Origin of the sequence: Arcobacter acticola (assembly GCF_013177675.1) — a bacterium.
Classification (GTDB): domain Bacteria; phylum Campylobacterota; class Campylobacteria; order Campylobacterales; family Arcobacteraceae; genus Aliarcobacter; species Aliarcobacter acticola.
Genome location: NZ_CP042652.1, coordinates 2,964,578 through 2,991,028 on the forward strand (window position 1 = coordinate 2,964,578; position 26,451 = coordinate 2,991,028).

Sequence of the window (26,451 nt, forward strand, 5' to 3'; positions counted from 1 at the left end):
TTTTCTAAATATTGTCTTTTTTTAATTTTGTGTTCCCTATTTCCCTAAACTCTTCCCAACTAAATACCCACTCGCCCACGCAAATTGAAGGTTAAAACCTCCCCTATTTCCTACTATATCTAGAACTTCTCCTGCGAAGTATAGATTTTTCACTAGCTTACTCTCATAAGTTTTATTATCTACCTCAGCAGTTCTTACACCTCCACCACTGGCTTCTGCGTGTCCGAAACCTTGGGTGTCTGTTATTTTTAGTTTCCATTGATTTAGTTGGTAAGCTAAGGCTTTTATTTGTTTTGCGTTTATATCGGCGGCTTTTGTATCTATGTTGATTTTACAAATATCTAATAATACTGGTGCTATTTTATTTGATACCATTCCTGTTATTATATCTACGGCTTTTTGACTTGGGATAGTTTTAAAAAGTGTTTGGATTTGGTCACCTAGGTCATTTCTGTTTATTTTTGGGAAGAAATTTATTGCTATTTTTACATCTTGGTATTGGCTTAGATTTAAAACTGCTAGTTGTGAAATATCTAATATCGCAAATCCTGAAACTCCATAACTTGTGAATAATACATCACCAAAAATCTCTTGCTCTAAATTTCCATTTACATATAGGCTTACATTACACTCTTTTTTTACACCTTGAAGTTTTCCATTATAGGTATTGTCAGTTTTTAGTCCTACAAGTGAAGGGTATGTTGGATTGAAACTGTGTCCAAATTTTGAGGCAAAATCTAAACCGCTTTCGTTTGCATTTAGTTGTGGAGCTGCACCTAAACCATTTGAGATTAGTACTTTATCATATGCTTTATATTCATTATCTTTGGTTGTGATATTGAACTTATCTTCTACTTTTTCAATGTCTGTTATCATTGATTCTAAATATATATTCACACCCAATTCTTGTAAAGCTAACTCTAAAAGATTAGTTACTGATTTTGCTTCATTTGATAAGGGATATACTTTTCCACTTGGTTTTATATCAAGTAAAAGTCCTATACTCTTGCAGAACTTTTCAAAGGCTTTGAAATCAAACTCTTTTAGTGCAAAACTTGTAAAGTCTGGATTTTCTCCTAGATAGTTTTTTGAAGTTATTTGATTGTTTGAGATATTACATCTTCCATTTCCACTAGCAAGTATCTTTTTACCTATACCTTTATTTGCATCAAATAAATCTATATGTAAATTTTTGTTTAATCTTTTGGCAGTAATGGCGGCAATTATTCCTGCTGCTCCTGCTCCTATTATTGCTATTTTCAAATCTATCCCTAAAAGTTTTTTTGATTATAGCTAATAGACTCTTTCAAATACAAGGAACGTTAATTGCAATACATATTCCATAAATAAAGGATATGTATGAATCCACAAAAAATAAAACGCTCAGTAGAACACTTGAGTGAACGAAAAGTACCTATATTCTTATGGGGACCTCCTGGTATTGGAAAATCTTCAATCATTGCTCAAATTGCAAAGGAAAAAGGAATAGCTTGTATAGATTTAAGACTATCTCTTCTTGACCCTACAGATTTAAGAGGAATTCCATTTTTTGATGCAGTTAATCAAACAGCTATTTGGGCACCTGCTTCATTTTTACCAGATGGTAGTATTAAAGAGGGAATTTTGTTTTTAGATGAGCTTAATACTGCTGCTCCCATGGTTCAAGCTTCTGCTTATCAGTTGATTCTTGATAGAAAAATAGGTGAATATACACTTCCTGATGGTTGGGCAATAGTTGCAGCTGGAAATAGAGAAAGTGATAGAGGTGTAGTTTTTAGAATGGCCGCACCACTTGCAAATAGATTTATTCACCTTGATATGGAAGTAAGTGTTGATGACTGGAGAGCATGGGCTATAAACAATAATATTGATTTATCTATTATCTCTTTTATCTCTTATAGACCAGATGCTTTGTTTACTTTTAATACTCAAAGTGATACAAAAGCCTTTGCAACTCCTAGAACTTGGCATTATGTAAATGAAGTTTTATTATCAACTCCTGAAGATGATTTGATAATGGCACTAATTAGTGGAGCAATTGGTGAAGAGTTAGCAGCTTCATTTTTAGGTTTTAAAGCAGTTATAAAAGATCTTCCAAATATTGATGGAATTTTAGATGGAACTGAAAAAGAGTTTCCAACAGATACCTCAGCTTTACATATACTTTGCACAGCCTTAGCAATTAGAATTTCAGAAGATACAAGAACAAAAGAGTTAGAAAATCTTCTTAATTACTCCCTAAATCTTCCAGGAGAGTTTTCTGTCATGATTATTCAAGATTTAAGACAAAGAAGTATTGAACTTGATTATCTAAAATCTTGGCCATTGTGGATGAAAAAATTCAACACGCTACTACGTTAATTATGAATGCAAACACACTTTTAATCAAAGCCAAAAGCCAACTAACAACAAAATACCCATATTTTGGAATGTTGGCATCAAGATTAAAACATGAAGAGAGTGAAAATATAGAATCTTATGCTAGTAATGGGGTAAGGTTTTTATATAACCCTGATTTTATAAACAGTTGTACCATTGAAGAGCTCTCTTTTATTTTGACAAACTGTGTTATGCATCACATTTTATCTCACCAACAAAGAAAGCTAAAAAGAAAAGGTTACCTTTGGCAATTAGCAACTGATTATGCAATCAATAATCTACTCGCTAAAAATGGTATGAAAATGCCTCAAGGCATAAATTATGATAAAAAATTCAAAAATATGTACGCTGAAGAGATTTATGATTTTCTAAAAAAAGAGTTAATTGAGAGTGGAGTTGATGCTTTTGATGATGAAAAAACACAAGAACATGATGAGCAAAATAACAATAAAGATAATACTCAAAAGTTTAGAAAAGTAAAAAAAATACAAGAAAATCTAGATGAACGAGATGAAGAACAATGGGAATACGCAAGCGCACTTGCAAAAGAGGTATCAACTAGAAAATCTTTAATGCCTTTAGGTTTTGAAAGACTTGCAAAAAAAGTAGTAGCCCAAGATATAGATTGGAAGTTTGAACTTTACAATGCCATAAATCGCCACATGAGAAATAATTACGCCTTTATGCCACCAAATAAAAAACATTTATACAGAGGTTTTGCCCTGCCCTCACTTACAAGTGATACTTTGAGTTTAATAGTTGCCATTGATACCTCAGGTTCTATTCAAGAAGAGATTTTGGGAGCATTTATTGAAGAATTTAAAGCTATTATGCAAAACTTTCCAGCAGTTAATATTGAACTTTTAATAGCAGATGCAAAAGTTCACGCTCACTATAGTTTTAGAGGTGCCCAAGATATAGAGTTTACCCTAAAAGGTGGAGGAGGAACGGACTATCGACCAGTTTTTGAATACATCGATGCAAACTTCCCAATGTCAAGTATGCTATTATACTTCACCGATGGAGATGGTATCTTCCCTCGAATCCCACCATCGTATGAAGTTCTTTGGGCATTATCAAATAAAAAAGAGAGAATTCCTTTTGGTAGAGCTTTGGTGATTTTTTAATTCTTAGAAAAAATTTTGACAAATTCAATAATATGCTATATAATACTTTTAAAAGTACTATTAGGAGTATTATATGATTATAAATGCAAATGAAGTAAAAACAAAAGGTGTTTCAATCTTTGCAAATCTTCTTGAAAAATTTGATGAACTAATTATCAATGTAAGAGGTAAAAACCAATATGTCGTACTTGATATAGAAAGATATAAAGAGTTAAGAGCAAATGAACTTGATTTGGCATATCTAAAATCACTTCAAGATATAGAAAAAGGTAACTTCAAAGTTCAAAGTGCACAAGAACATATTGATGAGTTAAGAAATGAATTATAAGTTAGTCATCACAGATGAATATAAAAAACGACTAAAAAGATTCCTAAAAAAACATCCTGATATGTTTGAAAGATATTCTAAATGCATATTTATACTAGAAAATGACCCTTTTCACCCAAGCCTTAGACTTCATAAATTAAAAGGTAAATTAGCAGATTTTTATTCTATTTCTATAAATATGGAATATAGGGTTATTATTGATTTTATCATTAAAGATGGTGAGATTATTCCTATTGATATTGGTTCACATGATGATGTGTATTAATAAAAAACCGCAAACCAAACCGTAGGTTCATCCAAACTTGTAAACTTAACCCTATGTTTTTGAAAAGCTTCTATATTTAAACAGTCACCTTTTACAAGCTCAACTTGCTTATCTTCAAATTCAAGTATAGCAAATCCCTCAAGAAGCAATATAAATTCACTTTTTTCTTGTTCATACCAAAAATTTTCTGGTGATTTTTGGCCGTTTGAAACTATCTTTTCTACTTTTATGCTTTCATTTTTAAAAATTTCAAAAAAAATTTCTTCACTTTTATCTACTATTATTTGCTCAAAAATATTGTATTTTTCTACACACATAAACTATCCATAGTATTGATTTATTGGTATTTTAGCAAAACTTTCTTAATCATCTGATATAATCTTGATTGATTTAATCAAGTTAATTAATCACCCCTATTTTAAAGGGTATTATATTAATTGTGATTAAATTACTTGACATTGATAAAAAAATGTTCTATAATTCCAACATAAAAAGAAAATAACAAAAAGAAGAAAGGAAGAATAATATGCAAAACGAAACAATCGCAATACACGCTGGTTATAACAAAAAAGAAGGTCATGGTTCAATGGCTGTTCCAATAACACAAACTACTGCTTATGCATTTAGAGATTCAGAACATGCTGCTAATTTATTTGCCTTGAAAGAATTAGGTCCAATCTATACAAGATTGAATAACCCAACAACAGATGTTTTAGAGCAAAGATTTGCTGCGCTTGAAGGTGGAGCTGCTGCTTTATGTGTAGCAAGTGGTCAATCTGCAATTTTTTATTCAATTGCAAATGTTGCACAAGCTGGAGATAATATTTTAATTTCTGATAAATTATATGGTGGAGCTGTTACTTTATTAACGCATACTATTAAAAGATTTGGAATTAGTGCAAAAGTATTTAAAAGTGAAGATGCTTCTGATTTAGAAGAACAAATTGATGATAAAACAAAAGCAATTTTCTTTGAATCATTATCAAATCCACAAATCGCTGTTGCTGATGTTGAAAAAATAGTAGAAATAGCAAAAAGAAATGGTGTTTTAACAATTTGTGATAATACAGTTGCAAGTGCAGCTTTATTTAATCCTATTAAATGGGGTGTTGATGTTGTTGTTCACTCAACTTCAAAATATACAAATGGTCAAGGTACAACTATTGGTGGAATCATTGTTGAAAGAGATGGATTAGCTTCATTCTTTAAAGCAAATGAAAATAGATATTCTGATTTTACAACACCTGATGCTTCATATCATGGTTTAGTTTATACAGATGTTCCATTACCAAACTTTTGTTTAAGAGCTAGATTAGCATTACTAAGAGATATTGGTGCTGTTCAATCTCCTCATAATTCTTGGTTACTAATTCAAACTTTAGAAACTTTAGCTTTAAGAGTTGATAAACACTCTGATAATGCACTTGAAGTTGCTAAGTTTTTAGAATCACATCCAAAAGTAAAAGCTGTAAATTATCCAGGACTTACTTCTAATAAATATTATGAAAAAGCACAAAAATATTTCAAAGATGGAAAATCATCAGGATTAATTTCATTTGATGTATCTTCATTTGAAGAAGCAAGAAAAGTAATTGATAGCGCTAAATTATTTTCTGTTGTTGTAAATATTGGAGATAGTAAATCACTTATTGTTCATCCAGCATCTACAACTCACTCACAAATGAGTCCAGAAGAGTTAGCAAAAGCGGGTGTTAATCCTGTGACAATTAGACTTTCTATTGGTTTAGAAAATACTGTTGATCTTATTGAAGATTTAAATCAAGCATTAAATTAAGAACTTGATATGCCATTAATATCAACAAAAGGCGTATATGGACTAACTGCCATGTACGAGTTAAGTAAGCATCAAGATGATACTCCCATGCAAATCAAGGATATATCATCTAATGCAAACATTCCTCAAAATTATTTGGAACAATTATTAAGTAAGCTAAGACGAGCTGAACTTGTAAAAAGTATAAGAGGTGCAAGAGGTGGATATATACTTGCAAGAAGTCCTAGTGAAATTAAAATAGTTGATATTTTAATTGCATTAGAAGATGATATAAAAATTGTAGATGTGAAAGCAGATAATCCAATTTTAAATATCTTTTTTGATGAGTCGAAGAATAGTATGAAAAAGATTTTTGATATTAGCCTAGATAAACTAGATGAATATCAAGATAAATATAATGAATTTTTACATTACAGTATATAAATAATAAATAAAGGAAAATGATATGAAATTTGCAAATAATATAACAGAATTAATCGGAAATACACCTTTAGTAAAATTACAAGGTGCAAGTGACGCAAGTGGAGCTACGGTTCTAGGTAAATGTGAGTTTATGAATCCATCACACTCTGTAAAAGATAGAATTGGAACAAATATGATTAACGCAGCTATCAAAGCTGGATTAATTAAAGAAGGTACTACAGTAATTGAACCAACAAGTGGAAATACAGGTATTGCATTAGCTTCTGTTTGTGCAGCACTTGGAATTAAATTAATTCTTACAATGCCTGCATCTATGAGTATTGAAAGAAGAAGATTATTAAAAGCATTAGGTGCTGACTTAGTATTAACTGCTCCTGAAAAAGGAATGAAAGGTGCTATTGAAAAAGCTGTTGAATTACAAGAAGAAACACCAAACTCTTTTATTCCTCAACAATTTGGAAATGCTGCAAATCCTGAAATTCACAGACTTACAACTGCAAAAGAAATTTTAGCAGATACAGATGGGAAAATCGATATTTTTGTAGCTGCTATTGGAACAGGTGGAACAATAACTGGAACTGGTGAAGTTTTAAAAGCTAATAATCCTAATGTTCAGATTATTGCAGTTGAGCCAGAAGCATCACCTGTTTTAAGTGGTGGAAAACCAGGACCTCATAAGATTCAAGGTATTGGTGCGGGGTTTGTTCCTGATGTTTTAAATACAACAGTTTATGATGAAGTAATTCAAGTTTCAAATGATGATGCGATTGCTAGCTCTAGAAAACTTGCACAAACAGAGGGATTATTAGTTGGAATATCTGCAGGTGCAAATGCACATGTTGCTGCATTAGTAGCTGCTAGACCTGAAAACAAAGGTAAAACTATTGTAACAATTTTATGTGACACTGGTGAAAGATACCTAAGTTCAGGTTTATATGATTATGATGAAGAGTAAAAACTCTTTATCATAATTGTTTTTATATATAAAATTAGGAAAGAATAAATGCACGAAAAACCGTATAGGTCAGTGGTAAAATCAATATCATGGAGAACATTAGGGACACTTGATACTATGATAATCTCATATTTTGTTACAGGTAATTTAGTAATGGCAGCATCAATTGGTTCAATTGAAGTTGTAACAAAAATGGCATTATATTATTTTCATGAGAGAGCTTGGAATAAATGCTCTTTAGGTAGAGTAAAACCTCCTGCAAATGATTATCAAATTTAGGTGAAATAATGAGTAAAAAAGAGTTAGTAGAAAAATTAAACAAAGATTTAGAAAATAAATCAACTCAAGAAATAGTTGAATTCTTTTTAAAAAATTTTGAAAAAACAGCATTAAGTTCGAGTTTAGCAGCAGAAGATCAAGTTTTAACAGACATGATGCTAAAAGAGAATAAAAATGCAACAATATTTACATTGGATACAGGGAGACTTCATCCTGAAACTTATGATGTAATGGATGCAACAAATCTAAAATATGGTGTAAAGATTGATGTATTTTTCCCAAATAGTGAAAAAGTACAAGAGTTGTACCAAAGTCAAGGGGTAAATGGACAATACGAAAGTATTGAAAATAGAAAAAATTGCTGTGGTGTTAGAAAAATTGAACCTCTTAAACGTGCTTTAAAAGGCCTTGATGTTTGGATTACAGGATTAAGAGCTACTCAAAGTGTGACAAGAATTCATATGCCTTTAGTTGAATGGGATGAAACATTTGGTGTAATCAAAGTTAATCCTTTGATTAATTGGAATGAAATAGATGTATGGGATTATATAAAAGAAAATAAAGTTCCATATAACAAACTTCATGATAAGGGATTTCCAAGTATTGGATGTGCACCTTGTACAAGGGCTGTAAAAGATGGTGAAGATATAAGAGCAGGAAGATGGTGGTGGGAAAACCCAGAACACAAAGAGTGTGGTTTACACAAAAAATAAATTTTAATTTTAAATATAAAGATGAATTCAAACTTTTAATTTGAACTAGTCAAAATTAATGGAGAAGAATAAAAATGATAAGTAAAGAAAGATTAACCCATTTAAAACAATTAGAAGCAGAATCAATGCACATAATGAAAGAAGTAGTAGCAGAATTTCAAAACCCAGCAATGTTATACAGTGTTGGTAAAGATTCATCTGTTATGTTACATCTTTTACAAAAAGCATTTTATCCAGCACCACCTCCCCTTCCATTGGTTCATGTTGATACAACATGGAAGTTTAAAGAGATGATAGAGTTTAGAGATAGACGAGCAAAAGAAGTTGGTATGGAGCTTTTAGTTTATATCAATCCTAAAGGGGCTGAAATGGATATCTCTCCTTTTACTCACGGAAGTGCTTTACATACAGATGTTATGAAAACGGAAGGTTTAAAAAATATGTTAAACATTCAAAAGTTTGATGCTGTATTTGGTGGAGCTAGACGTGATGAAGAGAAATCAAGAGCAAAAGAGAGAATCTACTCTTTTAGAGATAAAAATCACAGATGGGATCCAAAGTCTCAAAGACCTGAACTTTGGAATATCTATAATGGAAGACACACAAAAGGTGAATCTATTAGAGTATTCCCATTATCTAACTGGACAGAACTTGATATTTGGCAATATATTTATTTAGAAAATATTTCAATTCCTGATTTATATTTCTCAAAAGAGAGAGAAGTAGTTGAATATATGGGAACTAAAATCATGGTAGATGATGAAAGAATGCCTGAAAGTTTGCGAAAAACAGCTAAAAAAGAGATGGTAAGATTCAGAACTCTTGGATGTTATCCACTAACTGGTGCTGTTAACAGTGAAGCAACTACTTTACCTGAGATTATTCAAGAGATGTTAATTTGTACTACAAGTGAAAGACAAGGAAGATTAATAGATAGTGATGGTGACGCATCAATGGAGAAAAAGAAACAAGAAGGATATTTTTAAGCTTTGGCTTTAAATAGTGTTCAGAGTTCAGCAATCAGTGTTCAGAGGGAAAAGATATGAGATGTGAAAAACTTGATGTTTGGAAGCGAAGTGCTAGGATTAGTGTCGAGATTTACAAACATTTTGCATCTTGTAAAGATTTTGGATTTAAAGACCAAATTACTCGAAGCAGTTTATCTGTTCCTTCTAATATTGCTGAGGGTATGGAAAAAGATTCTAAAAAAGAACAACATAGATTTTTAGAAATAGCAAAAGGCTCTTGTGCTGAACTTATAACACAAATTTATATAGGCATAGAGATTGACTATATAGAAAAACAAATAGGCTTATCTTGGAAAAAAGAGATAAAAGAGATTTTAAAAATGATAGTTGGATTACAACTAAAATTAAGCTCTGAGTACTGAACTCTGAGCACTGAATACTAAAAATTTAACGGAGTAAAATTTTATGGCACATCAATCAGATTTAATAGCAGAAAATATAGAACAATATTTAAAAGAACACGAAAACAAAGAAATATGTAGATTTATCACTTGCGGAAGTGTTGATGATGGTAAAAGTACTTTAATTGGAAGACTTTTATATGATTCAAAAATGATTTTTGAAGATCAATTAGCAGCAATTGAAAAAGATAGTAAAAAATCAGGAACTACTGGTGATAAAATCGACTTAGCACTTTTAGTTGATGGACTAGCAAGCGAGAGAGAACAAGGTATTACTATTGACGTTGCTTATAGATTTTTCTCAACTGATAAAAGAAAGTTTATCATAGCAGATACTCCAGGTCACGAGCAATACACTAGAAATATGGCAACGGGTGCTAGTACTGCTGATATTGCTATTATTTTAATAGATGCAAGACAAGGGATTTTAACTCAAACTAAAAGACACTCTTATATTGCTTCATTATTAGGTATTAAAAACCTAATTGTTGCAATTAATAAAATGGATTTAGTTGATTTTAGTGAAGAAGTTTTTGAAAATATTAAAAGAGATTATAATGAGATTATTGAATATCTTCCTCATCATAATGATTTGAATATTCAGTTTATTCCTATTTCTGCTTTAGATGGAGATAATATTTTAACTATTTCACCTAAATGTTCTTGGTATAAAGGTCTTCCTTTAATGCAATTATTAGACCAAACAGAAATACATAAACAAGAGTCTTCTTCATTTAGATTACCAGTTCAATATGTTGTTCGTCCTCACTTAAACTTTAGAGGTTTTTCAGGGACGATTTCAAGTGGAAGTATTAGTGTTGGCGATGAAATTACAGTATTACCTTCAAGAAAAACATCTAAAGTAAAATCAATAGTATCAAATGATATCAAAGATTTAAGACCAATTGGAAAAGATGAAGTAGTAGAAACTATTCAAACTGCCTTTGCTCCAATGGCTACAACTATTACACTTGAAGATGAGATTGATATATCTAGAGGTGATATGATTGTAAAATCAAGTGATATTCCAAAAGTATCAAATCACTTAAGTGCAATGGTAGTTTGGATGGATGAAACTCCACTTAAACTAAACCAAAACTATATTATCAAAAGAGCAACTTCTGTATTAAATGGAGCTTTTAATTCAATTGAGTTTAAAAAGAACATTAATACATTTGAAGAGATTGATGCAACACAACTTGCTTTAAATGATATAGCAAAATGTACAATTTCTTTAGATAGAGAAATTGCAGTTGATCCATACCATGAAAACAGATATACAGGAAGTTTTATAATTATTGATAAATATACTAACTCTACTGTTGGGGCTGGTATGATTGTTTCTTCTATTGAAGGTTTTGCTCATTTAGAAGAAGAGAAAAAAGTTTATACTCAAGCTGAAATTGAACTAAATGAATTCATTAGAAGAAATTACCCACAGTGGGATTGTAAGGCAATATAATGTCTAATAATTTAGCATTAAATATAGAACAAATAAAAAAAGAAAAGAGTGGGATAGATGTCTTAGCTGATATCTATATCTACTCTATTTTTGGTGAAAAAATAACGCCTAGTGATTTAGAAAGATTCAAATGGTATGGACTTTATGCACAAGATGAAAAACAAGAATTTTTTGAGCTAAAAATTCCACTTGAAATGGGCGAATTGAACCTAGTACAAATAGAAACATTAAGTCAAATTTCTAAAAACTATGCAAATAATTCATTAAACTTATTAAGTTCTCAAAAAATAGAATTAAGAAATTTAAAGCTACATAATTTACCAAATATTTTTAATATGCTTCACAATGTTGGATTAAATACAGAATTTGAAGCAGGTCATACAGTAAGAAGAGTACTAACTTGTCCCGTAAATGGAATAGATGAAACACAATTATTTGATGTAACAGATTTAGCAAGTAGATTAAATAAAACATTTATTGGCAATAAAAAATTTGATAATTTACCAAATAAACTTCAAATGGCAATAAGTGGATATGAAGAAGGTTGTGATGTTCAATTTACTCCTGATGTTAGTTTTAATGCAACAAAAGATTTAAAAGAGAAAATCGTTTTTGCAGTAAAAATAATGGATAGAACAATAGGATATGTAACACCTCCACAAGTTTTAAATACTGCTAAAAGTATTGCTCGTATTTATAAAGATTATGGAGATAGAGAAAATCCCCAAAATAACTCTTTTGGAGCACTTGTAAACAGTTGGGGATATGATAAATTTTATGATATTTTAAATGCATCAATTAATTATAAAATTGAGAAAAATATTTTTATCAAAAATAATCCAAGCCCAAGAAAACCTCGAATGGGAATAAACAGTAGTAAAATAGAAAATGAGAGCTATATAGGATGTAGATTTAATTTAAGTACCATGAAAGGTTCAACTTTTGATTCTTTACATCAATTACTAAAAAAACATGAGGTTTCTAAAATAAAAATTACTCATAAAGCAAATATAATTATTTTAGATGCTCCTTCTAAAAATGCACATACTTTAGCAAAAGAACTAGAACAAATAGGATTTAATCCTTTTTCTTAAAGCACTGATAAAAAAGCTTTTTTAAAAGCTTTTTTATTCAAGCAAGCTCTTATGCTAAATAACTTAAAATTATAAGATTAATAAGATAAACAAATTAAATGAGCCAAACAATATGAACAAAAATATTTTTAGACCTTTTTTCAATGAGAATACGGATGTATTAAATTTCATTAAATACAACACTATTGGGAAAAATAAAAAAGAGTATTTTGATTATACAGCCTCAGGATTAGCTTTTAGACAAATAGAAAATAGAATCCATGATGTACTTGAAACTTATGCGAATACTCACTCAAAAGAAGCATCAAACGCAGATACTACATCAAACTATTATGAAGAGGCAAGAAGAAATTTGGCAAAAAATTTGCAATTAAATGATGAATTCGCAATACTTCCAAGTGGATGTGGAACAACAGCTGCCATAAAAAAATTTCAAGAATTATTGGGAATATATATTCCTCCTGCAACTGTAAAAAGATTTGGAATAACAATAGCTAAAAAGAAACTTCCTCTTATCATAGTAGGACCTTATGAGCATCACTCAAATGAAGTAAGTTATAGGGAAGCATTATGTGAAGTAAAAAGAATAAAACTTACAATCGATGGATTAGTTGACCTTGTTCAATTAAAAGAGATTTTACAAGAAAATATACATAGAGAGATCATTGGTTGTTTTTGTATTGCTTCAAATGTTTCAGGAATAATAACACCCTATGAAGAAATATCAAAACTTCTTAAACACTATAAAGCAAAAGTTTTATTTGATGCAGCAGCCTCAAGTCCATATATAAATGTACCTTGCCATCTTTATGATGCTTTAGTTTTATCCCCCCATAAACTTCTAGGAGGTCCTGGATCTTGTGGATTATTGATCATCAAAAAAGATTTAATAGATACTTCAATACCTCCATCATTTGCAGGTGGAGGAACAGTTGAATATGTAAATAAAGAAACTCAAGTTTATCAAAAAAATATAGAAACAAGAGAAGATGCAGGAACTCCTCCAATCTTACAACTAATACGAGCAAGCTTAGCATATCAGCTAAGAAATGAAATTGGTTTTGAGTTTATAAAAAAACAAAAGGATGAATTAAAAAGATATTTCATAGATGAATTAAAAAAGATACCAAATTGTGAAATCTATGGAAATCAAGAAGTTGAGAACATAGGTATAGTCTCTTTTAACATAATAGGCTTTAATCCTTATGAATTATGCAATAAACTATCAACTCAAAATAACTTCCAAACACGAGCAGGATGCTCATGTGCAGGGCCTTATGGACATGATTTATTAGGAATTCAAACACTTGATATCAATAATAAACCAGGATGGGTAAGAATTTCTATTCATTTTTCTCAAACAAAAGAAGAGATTGTAAGCTTAATTGAAGGAATAAAAAAGATTTTAAATTAAACTTCTTCTATTTAAAATAAAATCATACTATTAGAAACTCAACGTATCTATTGAATAAATATTATTTCTTCCAGCTTTTTTTGCAAAATATAAAGCATCATCACATCTTTGATAAATATCATCTTTTGAGAAGTCTCTTATATTTTCACTAAAGAAAAGTCCAATTGAGACTGTTAAATATGAAGAAACTTTTGATGATTTATGTTCTATTTTCAAATTATGGATTTCATCTTGTATTTTTTTAGCAAAAACTAATGCCTCTTTTTGATTTGAAGCGATAAATATTAAACCAAATTCTTCACCACCTAGTCTAAAACTAATATCAGTACTTCTTGTACAGCATTTTTTCATTGCTTTTGCAACACTTTCGAGGGCATAATCACCCTTTAAATGCCCATAACTATCATTATACTGTTTAAAAAAATCTATATCTATCATCAACATAGTATAAGGGTTATTAAATCTTTTCGCATTTTCAACCGAACGAGTAAATATATTATTAAATTCTCTTTTATTATAAAGTTTTGTCAACTCATCAGTTACAGATATTAATTCTATTTTTTTCTGATAAGAAATATCTTGAGAGTATGCAATAAAATTTACTATATTTTGATTTTCATCTAATTCTGGAGTTATTAATATTTTTGTATTAAAAATTTCTCCATCTTTTTTAACATTTGTAAGTTCACCTTCCCAAATTTTTTTATTATTAATTGTCTCCCATAACTCTTTATATACTCTATTTTCAGTTTTTTCATACCTTAATATATTATGTCTTTTACCAATTAATTCTGCTCTAGTATATCCTGTCAAATTACAATATGATTTAGACACATCAATAATTACACCATTTTTATCCGTAACACATAAGTTTACATATTCATCAATTACTCTTATCTTTTTTTCTAAAGTATCCTTTAATTTATGTAACTTATCATTTAATAAATTTGGAATAATAGATAAAATAAATGCCAAGAAAATTGAAAGTCCTAAAACTATCATAGAAACAATTAGAATATAATTTCTTTCATTTTCTATAATTTTTATTAATTCATTTTCATTTGGTTCATAAAAAATAGTTAATTTATCATCATTTGGTATAACAGTATCAAGAGAAAAAGATAAAAAACAACTATTGATATCCTCATTTGAGAACTTATTTTCTATATATTCAAGATATTTAAAAAAATTAAAATCTCTTTTAATACTCATTGACCAAGAATTATCAACAATCTTTGAATCTATTTTCATTTTGTTATAAATAAATTCTCCATCTTTATTATAAATAGAAATATTAAAAAATGGTGAATTAACCAAATTATTTATAGTATTTTCAAAAAATACATTCATAATCAATACACCTTTAAATACTTCATTATAATAAATTGGAACTCCCATTCTAAGAGTTGGAATAAAAGGTTTTTCGATTTTTCCATACTCTTCATTCAAATCTACTCTTGAAAACCAAATCGTATCTTTTTTTATATTCTTAATTTCATTAAAATAATATCTACTTGCTTTATTTTGTAAATCTTTATCTTCTATTTTAATTACAGGTGAAGAAATATTATCTCTTTCAAATCTTATTTTTTCATTTCCATTGGAATCTAAAAATCTTAATTGATAAATATCTTTATCACTATTTATCATTAGAGAAAATAATTCAAAAACTTCTTTATTAGTTTCTAATTCTAAATATTTTTTAAATGTTTTATTCTCTTTTAATGCTATTAGATCATTTTTTAAACTATTTATTTTTAATTCTAAAGAGTATAATTTATTTTCAAAAGTACTCTCTTGTCTTTGAATTAATTTTGTTTTTGTTTCTTTATCTTTATAATAATTTGAAGTATGATATGAAATCCCTGATATTAAAGCACCATAAATAATAAATACTATTAAAAATAGGATTTTTGTCAATAATGGCCGTGGAAGAAAAAAAGATAATAATTTATTTATTTGAGACAAGAATAATCCCTAGATAATTTTTAGCCATTCTATCTATCTTACACTTAATTACCACTATAATCTGTTAACAAAGACTTAACAATTCATTTATACTTCATTAACCAAAATTGTTTACAATCCCAAATGAATTTTATAATATTTTTTTCAGTTTTTACAATTGTTTTTGCTTTTCAAACCTTGATAATAAAAAAGCGTCTTATAAATAAACTTGATTTTAATTATAAGACCAAAAAGTATCTAAGCTTAATACTATATATAACTTTTTTTGGGGTACTTATATATCCCATGGCTAGATACTATCCCCTAGTGCCAAATTGGCTCTATTTGCTCCTTTCCCTACCAATTGGGGTGATTTTTTTAACATTTATAATTACATTATTACATGAAATCATCTCATTTGGATTTTCAAAAACTTCATTTAAAAAAAATCGTAGAGAGTTTTTTAAAAAAGGTTTAGATATAGGTGCTATTTCTGTTGTAATTGCTACAAATGCAAAAGCCATTGACAATGCAAGAGATATAGAACTTGAAGTTGTTGATGTAAAAATCAATAATCTAACACAGCCCTACTCTATTGTTCAACTAAGTGATATTCATATTGGTGGATTAATTGATAAAGAGTTTATAAACTCTTTAGTAAAAAAAGTAAATATTTTAAATCCTGATGTAATAGTAATCACAGGTGATTTAGTGGATACAAAACTAGCTTTTGCAAAAGCAGCACTTGATGAACTAAAAAATCTAAATTCTAAATTTGGAACATATTTTATAGTTGGGAATCATGAGTATTTTCATGGAGTAAAACCTATTATTGATTATGTAAATTCACTTGGAATAAAAACATTAGAGAATGAAAATGTATATATAGGACCAAAAGATAATGGTTTTTATTTATGTGGAGTTTATGATAGATTTGGAAATAGATATGGTGCGTATAAACCTGATATTAACAAAGCTTTAGAAAATACAAATACTCATCCAACAGTTTTATTAGCTCATCAGCCAAAATTTATAGAAGAGATAGAAAACACAGTAGGGATTGATTTAATTCTTTGCGGACATACTCATGGTGGTCAAATTTTTCCATTTAATTTTTTAGTTAAACTTCAACAGCCATATGTAAGAGGTTTAAATACTCATAATGAATTTACTCAAGTTTATGTAAATAAAGGTACTGGATTTTGGGGACCACCTATGAGATTAGGTGCTAGTTCTGAGATAACTTTTTTAAAGTTATCTTCTTAACATTTTATTTACTTACTAAAAAAAATGCTGTTAAAATAGATATAGTATAAATACTCATTAATATAATATAATCACTCTTACTTACTTTATTTTTTTCTAATTTATTCACTTAAACTCCTTTAATAATAAGAAGGAGATTCTCCTTCTTATTTTACTGTTATACTTTTCTTATTATTATCTTCTTTTAATTTTGGAATGATTACTTCTAATACTCCATTATCACTACTTGCTTCAATATTTTCTATATCTGCATTATCAGGTAAAGTAAAACTTCTTGAGAATTTTCCAAAATATGTTTCTACTTTATAGAAATCTTCTTCTTTTATTTCATCTTTTACTTTTCTTTCACCACTGATTGTTAAGATTCCTTTGTTTATATCAACTTTAATATCTTCTTTTTTTACACCTGGTAAATCAACATCTACATGGTAGGCAAATTCACCTTCTCTTGTATTAACCACTGGAACAAAAGCACTTACACCTTCATTCTTTGATTGATTATATAAGTTTTTTTCTATCTCTTTTATTTGTTTAAATGGGTCAAATTTTGTTAATAACATTTCAAACTCCTTGAAATAAAATTATACTTGATACTTTATATATCAAGTTGATGGAATTTTAACATATTTATTAGCACTTGTCAATACCTAGTGCTAATTATTTTCAATAATGGTTATTTTGTAGTATTTAGTATTAGCACTATGATTGTATATTTGCTAATACTAGTTATTGAGAATATAAACACTCTTTTTTTCTGATTTTTTTATTTATGTCATAAAGTTATACAATGTCAAATTTTAAATACATTTGTATTACTTAATATACAATATTTAAAGATAGTAATTCTTTTATTTATGTATAATGAATCTAATTTAAAAAATAAGGATTAAATATGTCTTTAAAAGTAGTAATTTCGCATAGAACTGCGTACAAATATGATAGAAATATCTCACTGTCTCCACATATAATTAGATTAAGACCAGCGCCTCACAGTAGAACTCCAATAGAAGCCTATTCCTTGAAAATAAAACCAGAAGGTCATTTTTTAAACTGGCAACAAGATCCATTTGGTAACTACATGGCAAGACTTGTTTTTCCTGAGAAAACAAAAGAGTTTTCAATTGATGTAGAAATTATCGCTGATTTAATTACATTAAATCCTTTTGATTTCTTTGTTGAAGAAAGTGCGACAAACTATCCTTTTGAATATAAAAAAGATCTAAAAAAAGAATTAAAACCCTATTTGAAGATAAATGAAGATGGCAAACTTTTAAAAGAATTCGTAAAAAGTATTGATAAAAGTGAAAAACCTATTATAGATTTTTTAGTAGAAGTTAATCAAAAAATCAATCAATATGTAAACTATACAGTAAGATTAGAAACAGGTGTTCAAACTTGTAAAACTACTCTAGAAAAAGAATTAGGTTCTTGTAGAGACTCAGCTTGGCTATTTGTACAAGTTTTAAGACATTTAGGATTAGCAGCTAGATTTGTATCTGGATATTTAGTTCAATTAACAGCTGATGTTAAATCACTTGATGGACCAAGTGGTCCCGAAGCTGACTTTACAGACTTACATGCATGGACGGAAGTTTATATTCCAGGTGCAGGATGGGTTGGACTTGATAGTACAAGTGGATTATTTGCAGGGGAAGGTCATATTCCACTTGCTTGTACGCCTCATTATAACAGTGCTCATGCAATTGAAGGTTTTAGTGATAAATGTGAAACTGAATTTGAATTTGAAAATAAAGTTACAAGAATTTTTGAATCTCCAAGGGTTACTAAACCATACAAAGAAGAACAATGGGATGCTATTTATAATCTTGGATTTAAAGTTGATGAAGATTTAATAAAAAATGACGTAAGACTTACAATGGGTGGAGAGCCTACATTTGTATCTATTGATGATATGGAATCACCTCAATGGAATAGTGAAGCAGATGGAGAACATAAAAGATTATTAGCAAATAATTTAGCAAGAAAACTTCTTGCATCAAATACAAATGGTGGATTATTACACCATGCACAAGGAAAATGGTATCCAGGTGAACCACTTCCAAGATGGCAAACAAGTATTTACTGGAGAAAAGATGGAAAAGCTATTTGGGAAAATCCTGAATTGCTAGCAGATATGAATAAAACATATCCTTACACAACAGAAGATGCTAAAAAATTCATATCAACACTCTCTTTAATTTTAGGAGTTAGTGATGAAAATGTAATTCCAGCATATGAAGATCCAATTTATTACATTATGAAAGAAGCAGAACTTCCTTTAGATGTTGATCCTTTAAAATTTGATTTAAAAGATCCTCTTGAAAGACAAACAATAGCTAAAAAGTTATCTCAAGGACTTAATAGTGAAGTAGGATATGTACTTCCAATAAACTTTGGTGCAACAAAATGGATTACTTCAAAATGGGAATTTAGACGTGGTCATTTATTCTTAGGAGCAGGAAATTCTCCTTTAGGATTAAGACTACCTTTAGAATCATTAATAGTAAAACCTCAAGTTGAATTAGAACAAGAGTTCGAACATGATTTATTTGCTTCTTATCCTATTCTTGGGGAATATATAACTTCTGTTCAAAAAAGAGCTAAGAAAATGAGTAAAAAAACTACTCTTAAAAATAAATACGAAGCCTTTGTAAGAACTGCCCTTTCTATTGAAATTAGAGATGAAAAACTTTGTATTTTCCTTCCACCAATTGAAAAAACAGAAGTTTTCTTAGACTTAATTGCTTCAATTGAAGAAACTGCAAAAAGATTAAATATTTCAGTAATTATAGAAGGTTATGAGCCTCCTCATGATTTAAGAACAGATAGAATCAAAGTTACTCCAGATCCAGGTGTTATTGAAGTAAATATTCAACCAACAAGTACTTGGAAAGAATTAAGTGATAACTTACTTTCTTTATATGAAGATGCAAGACTTTGTAGACTTGGAACTGAAAAGTTTATGTTAGATGGAAGACATACAGGAACAGGTGGTGGAAATCACGTAACAATTGGAGCGATGGAACCTAGTGATTCACCACTTTTAAGAAATCCTCAATTACTTAGAAGTTTAATCACATTTTGGCAACACCACCCAGGTTTATCATACTTATTCTCAGGGGCATTCATAGGACCAACTTCTCAAGCTCCAAGAGTTGATGAAGGAAGAATGGAAAATCTTTATGAATTAGAAATTGCCTTCTCTCAAATTCCAGAATCGGGAGATGTTCCATTTTGGTTAACAGATAGACTATTTAGACATATGTTAACAGATATTACAGGAAATACTCATAGAAGTGAGTTTTGTATAGATAAATTATATTCACCTGATTCAAGTAGTGGAAGACTTGGTATCTTAGAGCTAAGAGCTTTTGATATGCCTCCTCACTCTCAAATGGCACTTTTACAAATGCTATTAGTTAGAGCCTTGGTTTCTTGTTTCTGGAAAAAACCATATAAACATAGTTTAGTTAGATGGGGAACAAGACTTCATGATAAATTCTTACTTGAGCATTATGTAAAAGAAGATTTAAAAAGTGTTGTTGAATACTTAAATGATGAAGGTTATGAATTCAAACTTGATTGGTTTGATCCTTTCTTTGAATTTAGATTCCCATTATATGGTATGACATCAATTCAAGGAATGCCTGTTGAAATAAGATCAGCAATTGAACCTTGGAATGTTCTAGGAGAAGAATCAGGAAGTCAAGGAACATCAAGATATGTTGACTCTTCTGTTGAAAGATTACAAATAAAAATAGCTAATTTCAATGAAGAAAGATATGTAGTATCTTGTAATGGAGTTCAAGTACCTCTTTCTAAAACAGATATTGAAGGAGAGTATGTAAGTGGAGTAAGATATAAAGCATGGCAACCATGGTCAGCACTTCATCCTACAATTAAAGTAGATACTCCTTTAACTTTTGATATAATAGACAAATGGAATACTAGATCAATTGGTGGATTTAATTATTTTGTTGCCCATCCAGGAGGAAGAAGTTATGATTCATTCCCTGTAAATTCTTTTGAAGCAGAATCAAGAAGAATAAACAGATATTGGGACTTTAATCATTCACAAGGAGAAGTTACTCCTTATGAACCTAAAATAACTGGAGAAGCTAATACTATTTTTGCATATGAAGCAAAAAGAACATTAACAAACAAAAAAGGAAGTAAAAAACTTTACTTCCATGAAATGCCAAAAAATAAAGAGTACCCACATACATTAGACTTAAGACAAAGGTGGATGAAAAAGTAGATGTCGATTTTTAATAGTTGTAAAATAGAAGCACCTTTTGATGAGATGTTTGACAAAAATTGTAATGTCAAACCTCATTGGAAAGAAATATACGATAATTTAGAGCGTGTAGGAATAAAACAACTAGAGCAAAAGCAAATAGAAATCGACTGGCGACTTGAAGAAAATGGGGTTACTTATAATATTTATAATGATCCAGAAGGAACAAATAGAAGATGGAATTTAGATCCAATTCCATTTGTTCTTGAAAATGAAGAATGGGAAGAAATTTCAAAAGGTTTAAAACAAAGAGCAAAACTATTAAATCTTATTTTCAAAGATTTATATACTGAACAAAAATTAATAAAAGAAGGAATTATTCCAGCTGAGATAATTTTTGGACATAAGGGATTTATTCCTGAAGTATTTAATTTTGAAAATACAGATTATTATACTATGAAATACTATGCTGCTGATATTAGTAGAGGTCCAAATGGTAAGTTCTGGGTGATTTCAGACAAAACTCAATCACCATCGGGATTGGGTTATGCTATTGAAAATAGACTTACTATGAATTCAATTCTAAATGACTTATATCCAAAAGTTGAAATCCTAAAAATTGCAAGATTTATTGAAGATTTTAAAATTATGCTAAAAAACAACTCTTCAAAAAATAATGAGAATCCATTAATTACTTTATTGACTCCTGGACCACACAATGAAACATATTTTGAACACTCTTATCTTAGCTCATTTTTAAATCTTACATTAGTTCAAGGTGAAGATTTATTAGAAAAAAACAACCAACTCTGGCTAAAAAGTTTAAGTGGTTTAAAAAGAGTCGATGCAATGATTAGAAGAGTTGATTCAGCCTATTGTGATCCACTTGAATTAAGATCGGATTCTCAACTAGGTGTTGCTGGATTAGTAAATGTTATTAGAAAAAATAACATATCAATGATAAATCCTATTGGTGTTGGGATTTTAGAAAACATTGGACTAAACCCTTTTATGAAAAATATTGCTAAATTTTTATTAAATGAGGAATTAATTCTTCCACAAATAGCCACATGGTGGTGTGGACAAAAAGAAGAATTAGATTTTGTTATTAAAAATATCAAAACGTTAATGATTAAAAAAATAAATCGAACGGATGGTATTGAAATACATATTGGAAATAATTTAGATGAACAAGAATTGTCTGATTTAATAAAAAGAATACAAAGAAACCCTAATTATTATGTAGGTCAAGAAATCATTGATTTCTCAACTGTTCCATCTTTTAATAAAGGAAAGATAGAACCAAGAAATGCCGTAATTAGAGCATTTGCATATTTGGATAAAAATGAATTTAAAGTAATGCCTAGTGGATTAGTAAGAGTTTCAGCATCAAAAGATTCATTAGTTGTTTCAAACCAAAAAGGTGGAACAAGTAAAGATTTATGGATCCTAGGTAAAAATGAAGAATTTACTGGAAATAATGTTTTTAAAAATAGAGAGGTTATTGACTCAAGATTAGAAAATATATCTACAAAACGTGCAGAAAATCTTTTTTGGTTAGGAAGATATCTAAATAGAGCTATAACAGTTGCTAGAATGATTAGATTTAATCTTAAAAGTATGCTAAACATAAATAGATACGATGATAATACAAATGCTAAAAAAGCAACAAAAATTTTAAATACATCCCTTACTCATCTAACTATGACCTATCCTGGTTTTTTAACAGAAAATGATATAAAACCAATTGTTGAGATTATTGATTTAATTCAAAATAGTAATAGAGCAGGAACACTATCTTTTTCTTTACATATGCTTGGAAGTATAAATACAAATGTGAAAAATCTACTTACAATGGAAGCATGGAGAATTTTTGAAAAGATGCAAAAAGAGTGGTTATCATATGGTAAACAACAGATAATTACTAATAGAGAACATATTAGTGAACTTGATAAACTTCTTATTTATCTTATGGCATATAAAGAATTAATCGATGAAAGTATTTTTAAAGAACAAGGATTAATACTTTATGATATTGGTTGCAAAATAGAAATTTCTCAACTTTTAATATCAAAATTAAGATCATTATTAACAAATAAATTAGATATGTTATTAGAATATGATGTTTTAGATTCATTACTTAATTCTTATGAAAGTTATAATTCATATAGAGCTTATTATAAATCATCTCTAGAGATAAGTAATGTATTAGAATTTCTTTTATTTAATACTAAATATCCTAAATCTTTAATTTATATAATAGAAGAACTATTATCAGATTTAAATGATTTACCAAATAATATAAAGAATTCACACCTTAGTAGTTTTGAAGAACCTATATTTAAATGTTATTCAATGCTAAAACTATCAAATGCAAAAAGACTTTTAGATATAAAAGAGGATGAATTCATTTATAAAGAATTAGATGAATTTTTAGCTCAAATCTCTGACAATTTGGCTCAAACATCAGAAGAGCTTACAAAAACATATTTTTCACATAATAATGAGTAGAACATGATTTACGAAATATATCACGAAACAAAATTTGAATATGGTGCTATTGTTACATTTAGTCATAATATAGCTAGATTGAAACCTAAAACTTGTCTAACACAAACATTACTTGAATATAATTTAAATATTTCACCAAAGCCATATGAAACCAATGAATTCGTGGATTATTTTGAAAATACAAATAACTTTATGCTAATACGAGAATCCCATAAATCACTTATTGTAACAGCTATTTCAAAAGTTGAAAGAATAAATAGTGCTATTTATGAGCACATAAAAAAACTCCAAGAAGTAAAGATAACTTTTAAAGAAGCAAAAGATAGACTAGCTAAATTTAATAGTGAAGATGTATTTGCAAAACAATACTTATTTGAAACAGATTCAATTCCAACAGCCTCTGATGATATAAAAGCATATGTTCTAGAATCATTTAATGATAACAAAAATTTATTTGAATCAATTAATGAATTTATGAAAAGAATTTTTACTGATTTTAAATTTGTATCTGGTTTTAGTGATGTTACAACACCTATAGAGACAATCTTTAGAGAAAAAAAAGGGGTATGTCAAGATTTTGCTCAGTTTGCTATTTCTTCTCTTAGGAGTATCGGTATTCCTACAAGATATGTGAGTGGTTATTTAGAAACTTTGCCACCTGAGGGTAAGGAAAAACTTTTTGGCGCTGATGCTTCCCATGCATGGTTTTCAGCATATATTCCAGGTTTTGGCTGGGCTGATTTTGACCCTACAAATAATAAAATACCAAATGAAGAGTATATTATATTAGGATATGGGAGAGATTATTTGGATATTGCACCATTAAAAGGTGTAGTTCAAAGTAGCGGAAATAGTATTTTAGGTGTTAAAGTAAACGTACAAAGAGTAGAAGAAAAACAAACTATTTCAGCTCAAGAAAGCCAAGTTCAGCAAATCCAATTTCAGAGCCAAACTAACCAATTTTAGCGACTCTGAAAGCAACAGCATTTTCATAAATTAATGAATTACTATAAACACAAGTTATCATTCCATTACAAGGTGAGAGAATCTCATATATTATATTTCCTTCTAATGAGTGAACAACCTCTCCTATAACTTGATCTTTTGATACATAATTTCCTGGAAGTTCTTTTCCAATAAAAATACCACTTTTAAGTGATTTTATTACTTCAATTGAGTCCCTATTTATAACAGTTGATTCATAACCATTAAAAATATGATAATCAATAATTCCACTTTTATCCATAAATCTCGTCATTGCTTGATTGATCTGACTTGCAATTTTTTTATCTATTTGAGTTTCATTTGAACACATAATTGAGAAAGCTTTAGTTCCCCAAAGTTGCCAATTATATTGTAAGGTTACCGTATCAATTGATTTCATTTTTTTATGATGAAGAATTTTAAATCCAAATTTCTTTGCAGCTTTTAAATCTTCATATCCACTTTTATATAATTTGATATAAGGTAAGCAAACTGCTGGATCTGGTCTTTTTTCTAAAATAATTCCATATGTATATCCATTTAATACATCAAATACTTTTTTTGCAATTCTTTGTGTTGTTTCACCTAATTCATATCCTGGAAACATCATATTTAAATCAGTATTATCTAAAGGCCAGAATCTTTTCCCAATATTTAAAGCATAGTGATTAATAGATGGAATAATTAAGATATTACCTTTTATATTTTCTTTTTCTATTTTATTTTTAAAAAAATCCACCATAGTTGAAGCACAATATAAAGGCAAGATAGTATCTCCGCCCATTGCACCAACTATTGCAATACTAGGAGCTTTAGGATCACTACCTTCAAATAAGTATCCTTCTACAACTAATGGAGCTCTACTTAATGATTCAATTCTTAAAATTTCAATTTTTTTCATCGTTTTCTCCAAAAATTCTTGCAAGAAGTGAGCCTTCATATACAACTGGATATTCTCTTAATGTAAATAATATACCATCAGCAGGTGAAATTAGTTCACAATGAATTGTTCCAGTTAATGGATCAACAATATCACCTATCTTATCACCTTTTTTTATAATCGCACAGTGATCAAGAGCAGGAACAAATAAACCACTTTTTGGTGCATTTAAATAAAACACTTCACCTACTTCTGAATTAAAAGCTTCTCTTGTAATAAAATCATCTTTACAATCAATAATTCCTTCCTTATTCATAAGATTTAAAATCCCGAGTAAAAGCTGATGACCATACTCTTTTGTAAGCCTCATACCAACACCCATCTCAACAACTAATGTTTTTGTACCCATTGAGTTAAGAGTATGAGAGAAAGTTGATTCTAATACAGTTACAGCATCATGTATCCATATAAAATCACAGTTTAACATTTTTGCAAGTGGTAAAGTAGATTTAGAGTATTCTTTATTAATTCTAATTTGGGGAATTTCTCTTAAAAAGATATTACTAGAATGAATATCTATAGCGATATTACTTCCTTTAACATCTTGAGCAAGAGCATAAACTACTTGTCCTGGCAAAAATTCATTTGGACTTCCAGGAAAAGCTCTATTTAAATCAACCTCGTACATAGGAAAACCTCTAGTAATAGTATCAACTCCTAAAGAGTTAACTGCTGGATAAATATCTACTATACCTTTTAGTTTTTCACTATTTTTATTTAACCAATCTGCCAATAAGTATATTACTAATTGACCTTCTAGTTCATCTCCATGAATACCACTTACAATGGAAATTCTCTTTTGTTTCTTTGAAGTTCCAGTAGATGATTCAAATCTTGTTCTTCTTATAGAAAGCTTTTCACCTACAGGTAAATCTGAACTAAAAATTTCAGTTGTTTTCATTA

24 protein-coding genes are annotated in these 26,451 nt (G+C 29.1%); 18 read left to right on the plus strand and 6 right to left on the minus strand.

The window, feature by feature from the left end; translation table 11 throughout:
- Positions 1-36: 36 nt before the first annotated feature.
- Positions 37-1,263 (minus strand): BaiN/RdsA family NAD(P)/FAD-dependent oxidoreductase, encoded by a 1,227-nt coding sequence (locus tag AACT_RS15180; RefSeq protein ID WP_172128325.1) that lies wholly within the window; start codon positions 1,261-1,263, stop codon positions 37-39.
- Between the two features lie 96 nt (positions 1,264-1,359).
- On the opposite strand from AACT_RS15180, the gene AACT_RS15185 reads away from it, so the two are divergent.
- The 4 genes from AACT_RS15185 (at position 1,360) to AACT_RS15200 (ending at position 4,099) form a co-directional block, all read left to right on the plus strand.
- A complete protein-coding gene (locus AACT_RS15185) occupies positions 1,360-2,361 on the plus strand; it encodes an ATP-binding protein (protein WP_172128327.1) in 1,002 nt (333 codons plus the stop codon).
- Between the two features lie 2 nt (positions 2,362-2,363).
- Positions 2,364-3,506: a vWA domain-containing protein gene (locus AACT_RS15190; protein ID WP_172128329.1), complete on the plus strand. Its 1,143-nt coding sequence runs from the start codon at positions 2,364-2,366 to the stop codon at positions 3,504-3,506.
- 73 nt (positions 3,507-3,579) lie between these two features.
- Positions 3,580-3,834, plus strand: a complete 255-nt coding sequence (locus tag AACT_RS15195) for a prevent-host-death protein (RefSeq protein WP_172128331.1) — start codon at positions 3,580-3,582, stop codon at positions 3,832-3,834.
- Entirely contained in the window at positions 3,824-4,099 is a 276-nt protein-coding gene (locus AACT_RS15200) for a type II toxin-antitoxin system RelE/ParE family toxin (protein ID WP_172128333.1), read from the plus strand. Before AACT_RS15195 ends, AACT_RS15200 begins: the two co-directional genes overlap by 11 nt.
- Here the strand turns inward: AACT_RS15200 and AACT_RS15205 are convergent.
- Positions 4,096-4,416, minus strand: coding sequence for a cupin domain-containing protein (locus AACT_RS15205; RefSeq protein WP_172128335.1), 321 nt, complete (start codon positions 4,414-4,416; stop codon positions 4,096-4,098). The two genes, AACT_RS15200 and AACT_RS15205, sit on opposite strands and share 4 nt — an antisense overlap.
- A 209-nt stretch (positions 4,417-4,625) precedes the next feature.
- On the opposite strand from AACT_RS15205, the gene AACT_RS15210 reads away from it, so the two are divergent.
- The 10 genes from AACT_RS15210 to AACT_RS15255 all read left to right on the plus strand — a co-directional run bounded on the left by AACT_RS15210 (position 4,626) and on the right by AACT_RS15255 (position 13,663).
- Complete coding sequence (locus tag AACT_RS15210; protein ID WP_172128337.1) at positions 4,626-5,894, plus strand: O-acetylhomoserine aminocarboxypropyltransferase/cysteine synthase family protein; 1,269 nt, start codon at positions 4,626-4,628, stop codon at positions 5,892-5,894.
- A gap of 9 nt (positions 5,895-5,903) precedes the next feature.
- Positions 5,904-6,317 (plus strand): RrF2 family transcriptional regulator, encoded by a 414-nt coding sequence (locus AACT_RS15215; protein ID WP_172128339.1) that lies wholly within the window; start codon positions 5,904-5,906, stop codon positions 6,315-6,317.
- A 22-nt stretch (positions 6,318-6,339) separates the two neighbouring features.
- Positions 6,340-7,272: a cysteine synthase A gene (gene cysK / locus AACT_RS15220; RefSeq protein ID WP_172128341.1), complete on the plus strand. Its 933-nt coding sequence runs from the start codon at positions 6,340-6,342 to the stop codon at positions 7,270-7,272.
- Between the two features lie 48 nt (positions 7,273-7,320).
- Positions 7,321-7,551, plus strand: coding sequence for a DUF2061 domain-containing protein (locus tag AACT_RS15225; protein WP_172128343.1), 231 nt, complete (start codon positions 7,321-7,323; stop codon positions 7,549-7,551).
- 8 nt (positions 7,552-7,559) lie between these two features.
- Positions 7,560-8,264 carry a phosphoadenylyl-sulfate reductase gene (locus tag AACT_RS15230; RefSeq protein ID WP_172128345.1) on the plus strand — a complete coding sequence of 235 codons (705 nt, stop codon included), beginning with the start codon at positions 7,560-7,562 and terminating at the stop codon, positions 8,262-8,264.
- Positions 8,265-8,338: 74 nt separating this feature from the next.
- The gene (gene cysD, locus AACT_RS15235; RefSeq protein WP_172128347.1) at positions 8,339-9,250 is read left to right on the plus strand and encodes a sulfate adenylyltransferase subunit CysD; all 912 of its coding nucleotides are present in this window, start codon (positions 8,339-8,341) and stop codon (positions 9,248-9,250) included.
- A gap of 56 nt (positions 9,251-9,306) precedes the next feature.
- A complete protein-coding gene (locus AACT_RS15240) occupies positions 9,307-9,654 on the plus strand; it encodes a four helix bundle protein (RefSeq protein WP_172128349.1) in 348 nt (115 codons plus the stop codon).
- Between the two features lie 43 nt (positions 9,655-9,697).
- Positions 9,698-11,155, plus strand: a complete 1,458-nt coding sequence (gene cysN / locus AACT_RS15245) for a sulfate adenylyltransferase subunit CysN (RefSeq protein WP_172128351.1) — start codon at positions 9,698-9,700, stop codon at positions 11,153-11,155.
- Positions 11,155-12,249, plus strand: a complete 1,095-nt coding sequence (locus AACT_RS15250; protein ID WP_172128353.1) for a sulfite reductase — start codon at positions 11,155-11,157, stop codon at positions 12,247-12,249. The genes cysN and AACT_RS15250 overlap by 1 nt, the downstream gene beginning before the upstream one ends.
- Positions 12,250-12,361: 112 nt before the next feature.
- A complete protein-coding gene (locus AACT_RS15255) occupies positions 12,362-13,663 on the plus strand; it encodes an aminotransferase class V-fold PLP-dependent enzyme (RefSeq protein WP_172128355.1) in 1,302 nt (433 codons plus the stop codon).
- 30 nt (positions 13,664-13,693) lie between these two features.
- On the opposite strand, the gene AACT_RS15260 is transcribed toward AACT_RS15255, so the two are convergent.
- Positions 13,694-15,583 (minus strand): sensor domain-containing diguanylate cyclase, encoded by a 1,890-nt coding sequence (locus tag AACT_RS15260; RefSeq protein ID WP_172128357.1) that lies wholly within the window; start codon positions 15,581-15,583, stop codon positions 13,694-13,696.
- Positions 15,584-15,979: 396 nt separating this feature from the next.
- Here AACT_RS15260 and AACT_RS15265 point away from each other — a divergent pair, with 396 nt between their 5' ends.
- Complete coding sequence (locus AACT_RS15265) at positions 15,980-16,876, plus strand: metallophosphoesterase (protein WP_228720501.1); 897 nt, start codon at positions 15,980-15,982, stop codon at positions 16,874-16,876.
- Positions 16,877-17,022: 146 nt separating this feature from the next.
- Here AACT_RS15265 and AACT_RS15270 read toward each other — a convergent pair whose 3' ends face one another.
- Positions 17,023-17,436, minus strand: a complete 414-nt coding sequence (locus AACT_RS15270) for an Hsp20/alpha crystallin family protein (RefSeq protein ID WP_172128361.1) — start codon at positions 17,434-17,436, stop codon at positions 17,023-17,025.
- 332 nt (positions 17,437-17,768) lie between these two features.
- Here AACT_RS15270 and AACT_RS15275 point away from each other — a divergent pair, with 332 nt between their 5' ends.
- Genes AACT_RS15275 through AACT_RS15285 form a run of 3 tightly spaced genes read left to right on the plus strand, consistent with a single transcriptional unit; the run spans position 17,769 to position 24,590 of the window.
- Positions 17,769-21,134, plus strand: coding sequence for a transglutaminase family protein (locus tag AACT_RS15275; protein WP_172128363.1), 3,366 nt, complete (start codon positions 17,769-17,771; stop codon positions 21,132-21,134).
- Positions 21,135-23,624: a circularly permuted type 2 ATP-grasp protein gene (locus AACT_RS15280; protein WP_172128365.1), complete on the plus strand. Its 2,490-nt coding sequence runs from the start codon at positions 21,135-21,137 to the stop codon at positions 23,622-23,624. It begins immediately after the preceding gene.
- 3 nt (positions 23,625-23,627) lie between these two features.
- Complete coding sequence (locus AACT_RS15285) at positions 23,628-24,590, plus strand: transglutaminase family protein (protein WP_172128367.1); 963 nt, start codon at positions 23,628-23,630, stop codon at positions 24,588-24,590.
- On the opposite strand, the gene AACT_RS15290 is transcribed toward AACT_RS15285, so the two are convergent.
- Together AACT_RS15290 and AACT_RS15295 are read right to left on the minus strand one after the other, a co-directional pair.
- The gene (locus AACT_RS15290) at positions 24,577-25,509 is read right to left on the minus strand and encodes a M14 family metallopeptidase (RefSeq protein WP_172128369.1); all 933 of its coding nucleotides are present in this window, start codon (positions 25,507-25,509) and stop codon (positions 24,577-24,579) included. The genes AACT_RS15285 and AACT_RS15290 overlap by 14 nt on opposite strands.
- A complete protein-coding gene (locus tag AACT_RS15295) occupies positions 25,496-26,449 on the minus strand; it encodes a M14 family metallopeptidase (RefSeq protein WP_172128371.1) in 954 nt (317 codons plus the stop codon). Before AACT_RS15295 ends, AACT_RS15290 begins: the two co-directional genes overlap by 14 nt.
- Positions 26,450-26,451: the final 2 nt, after the last annotated feature.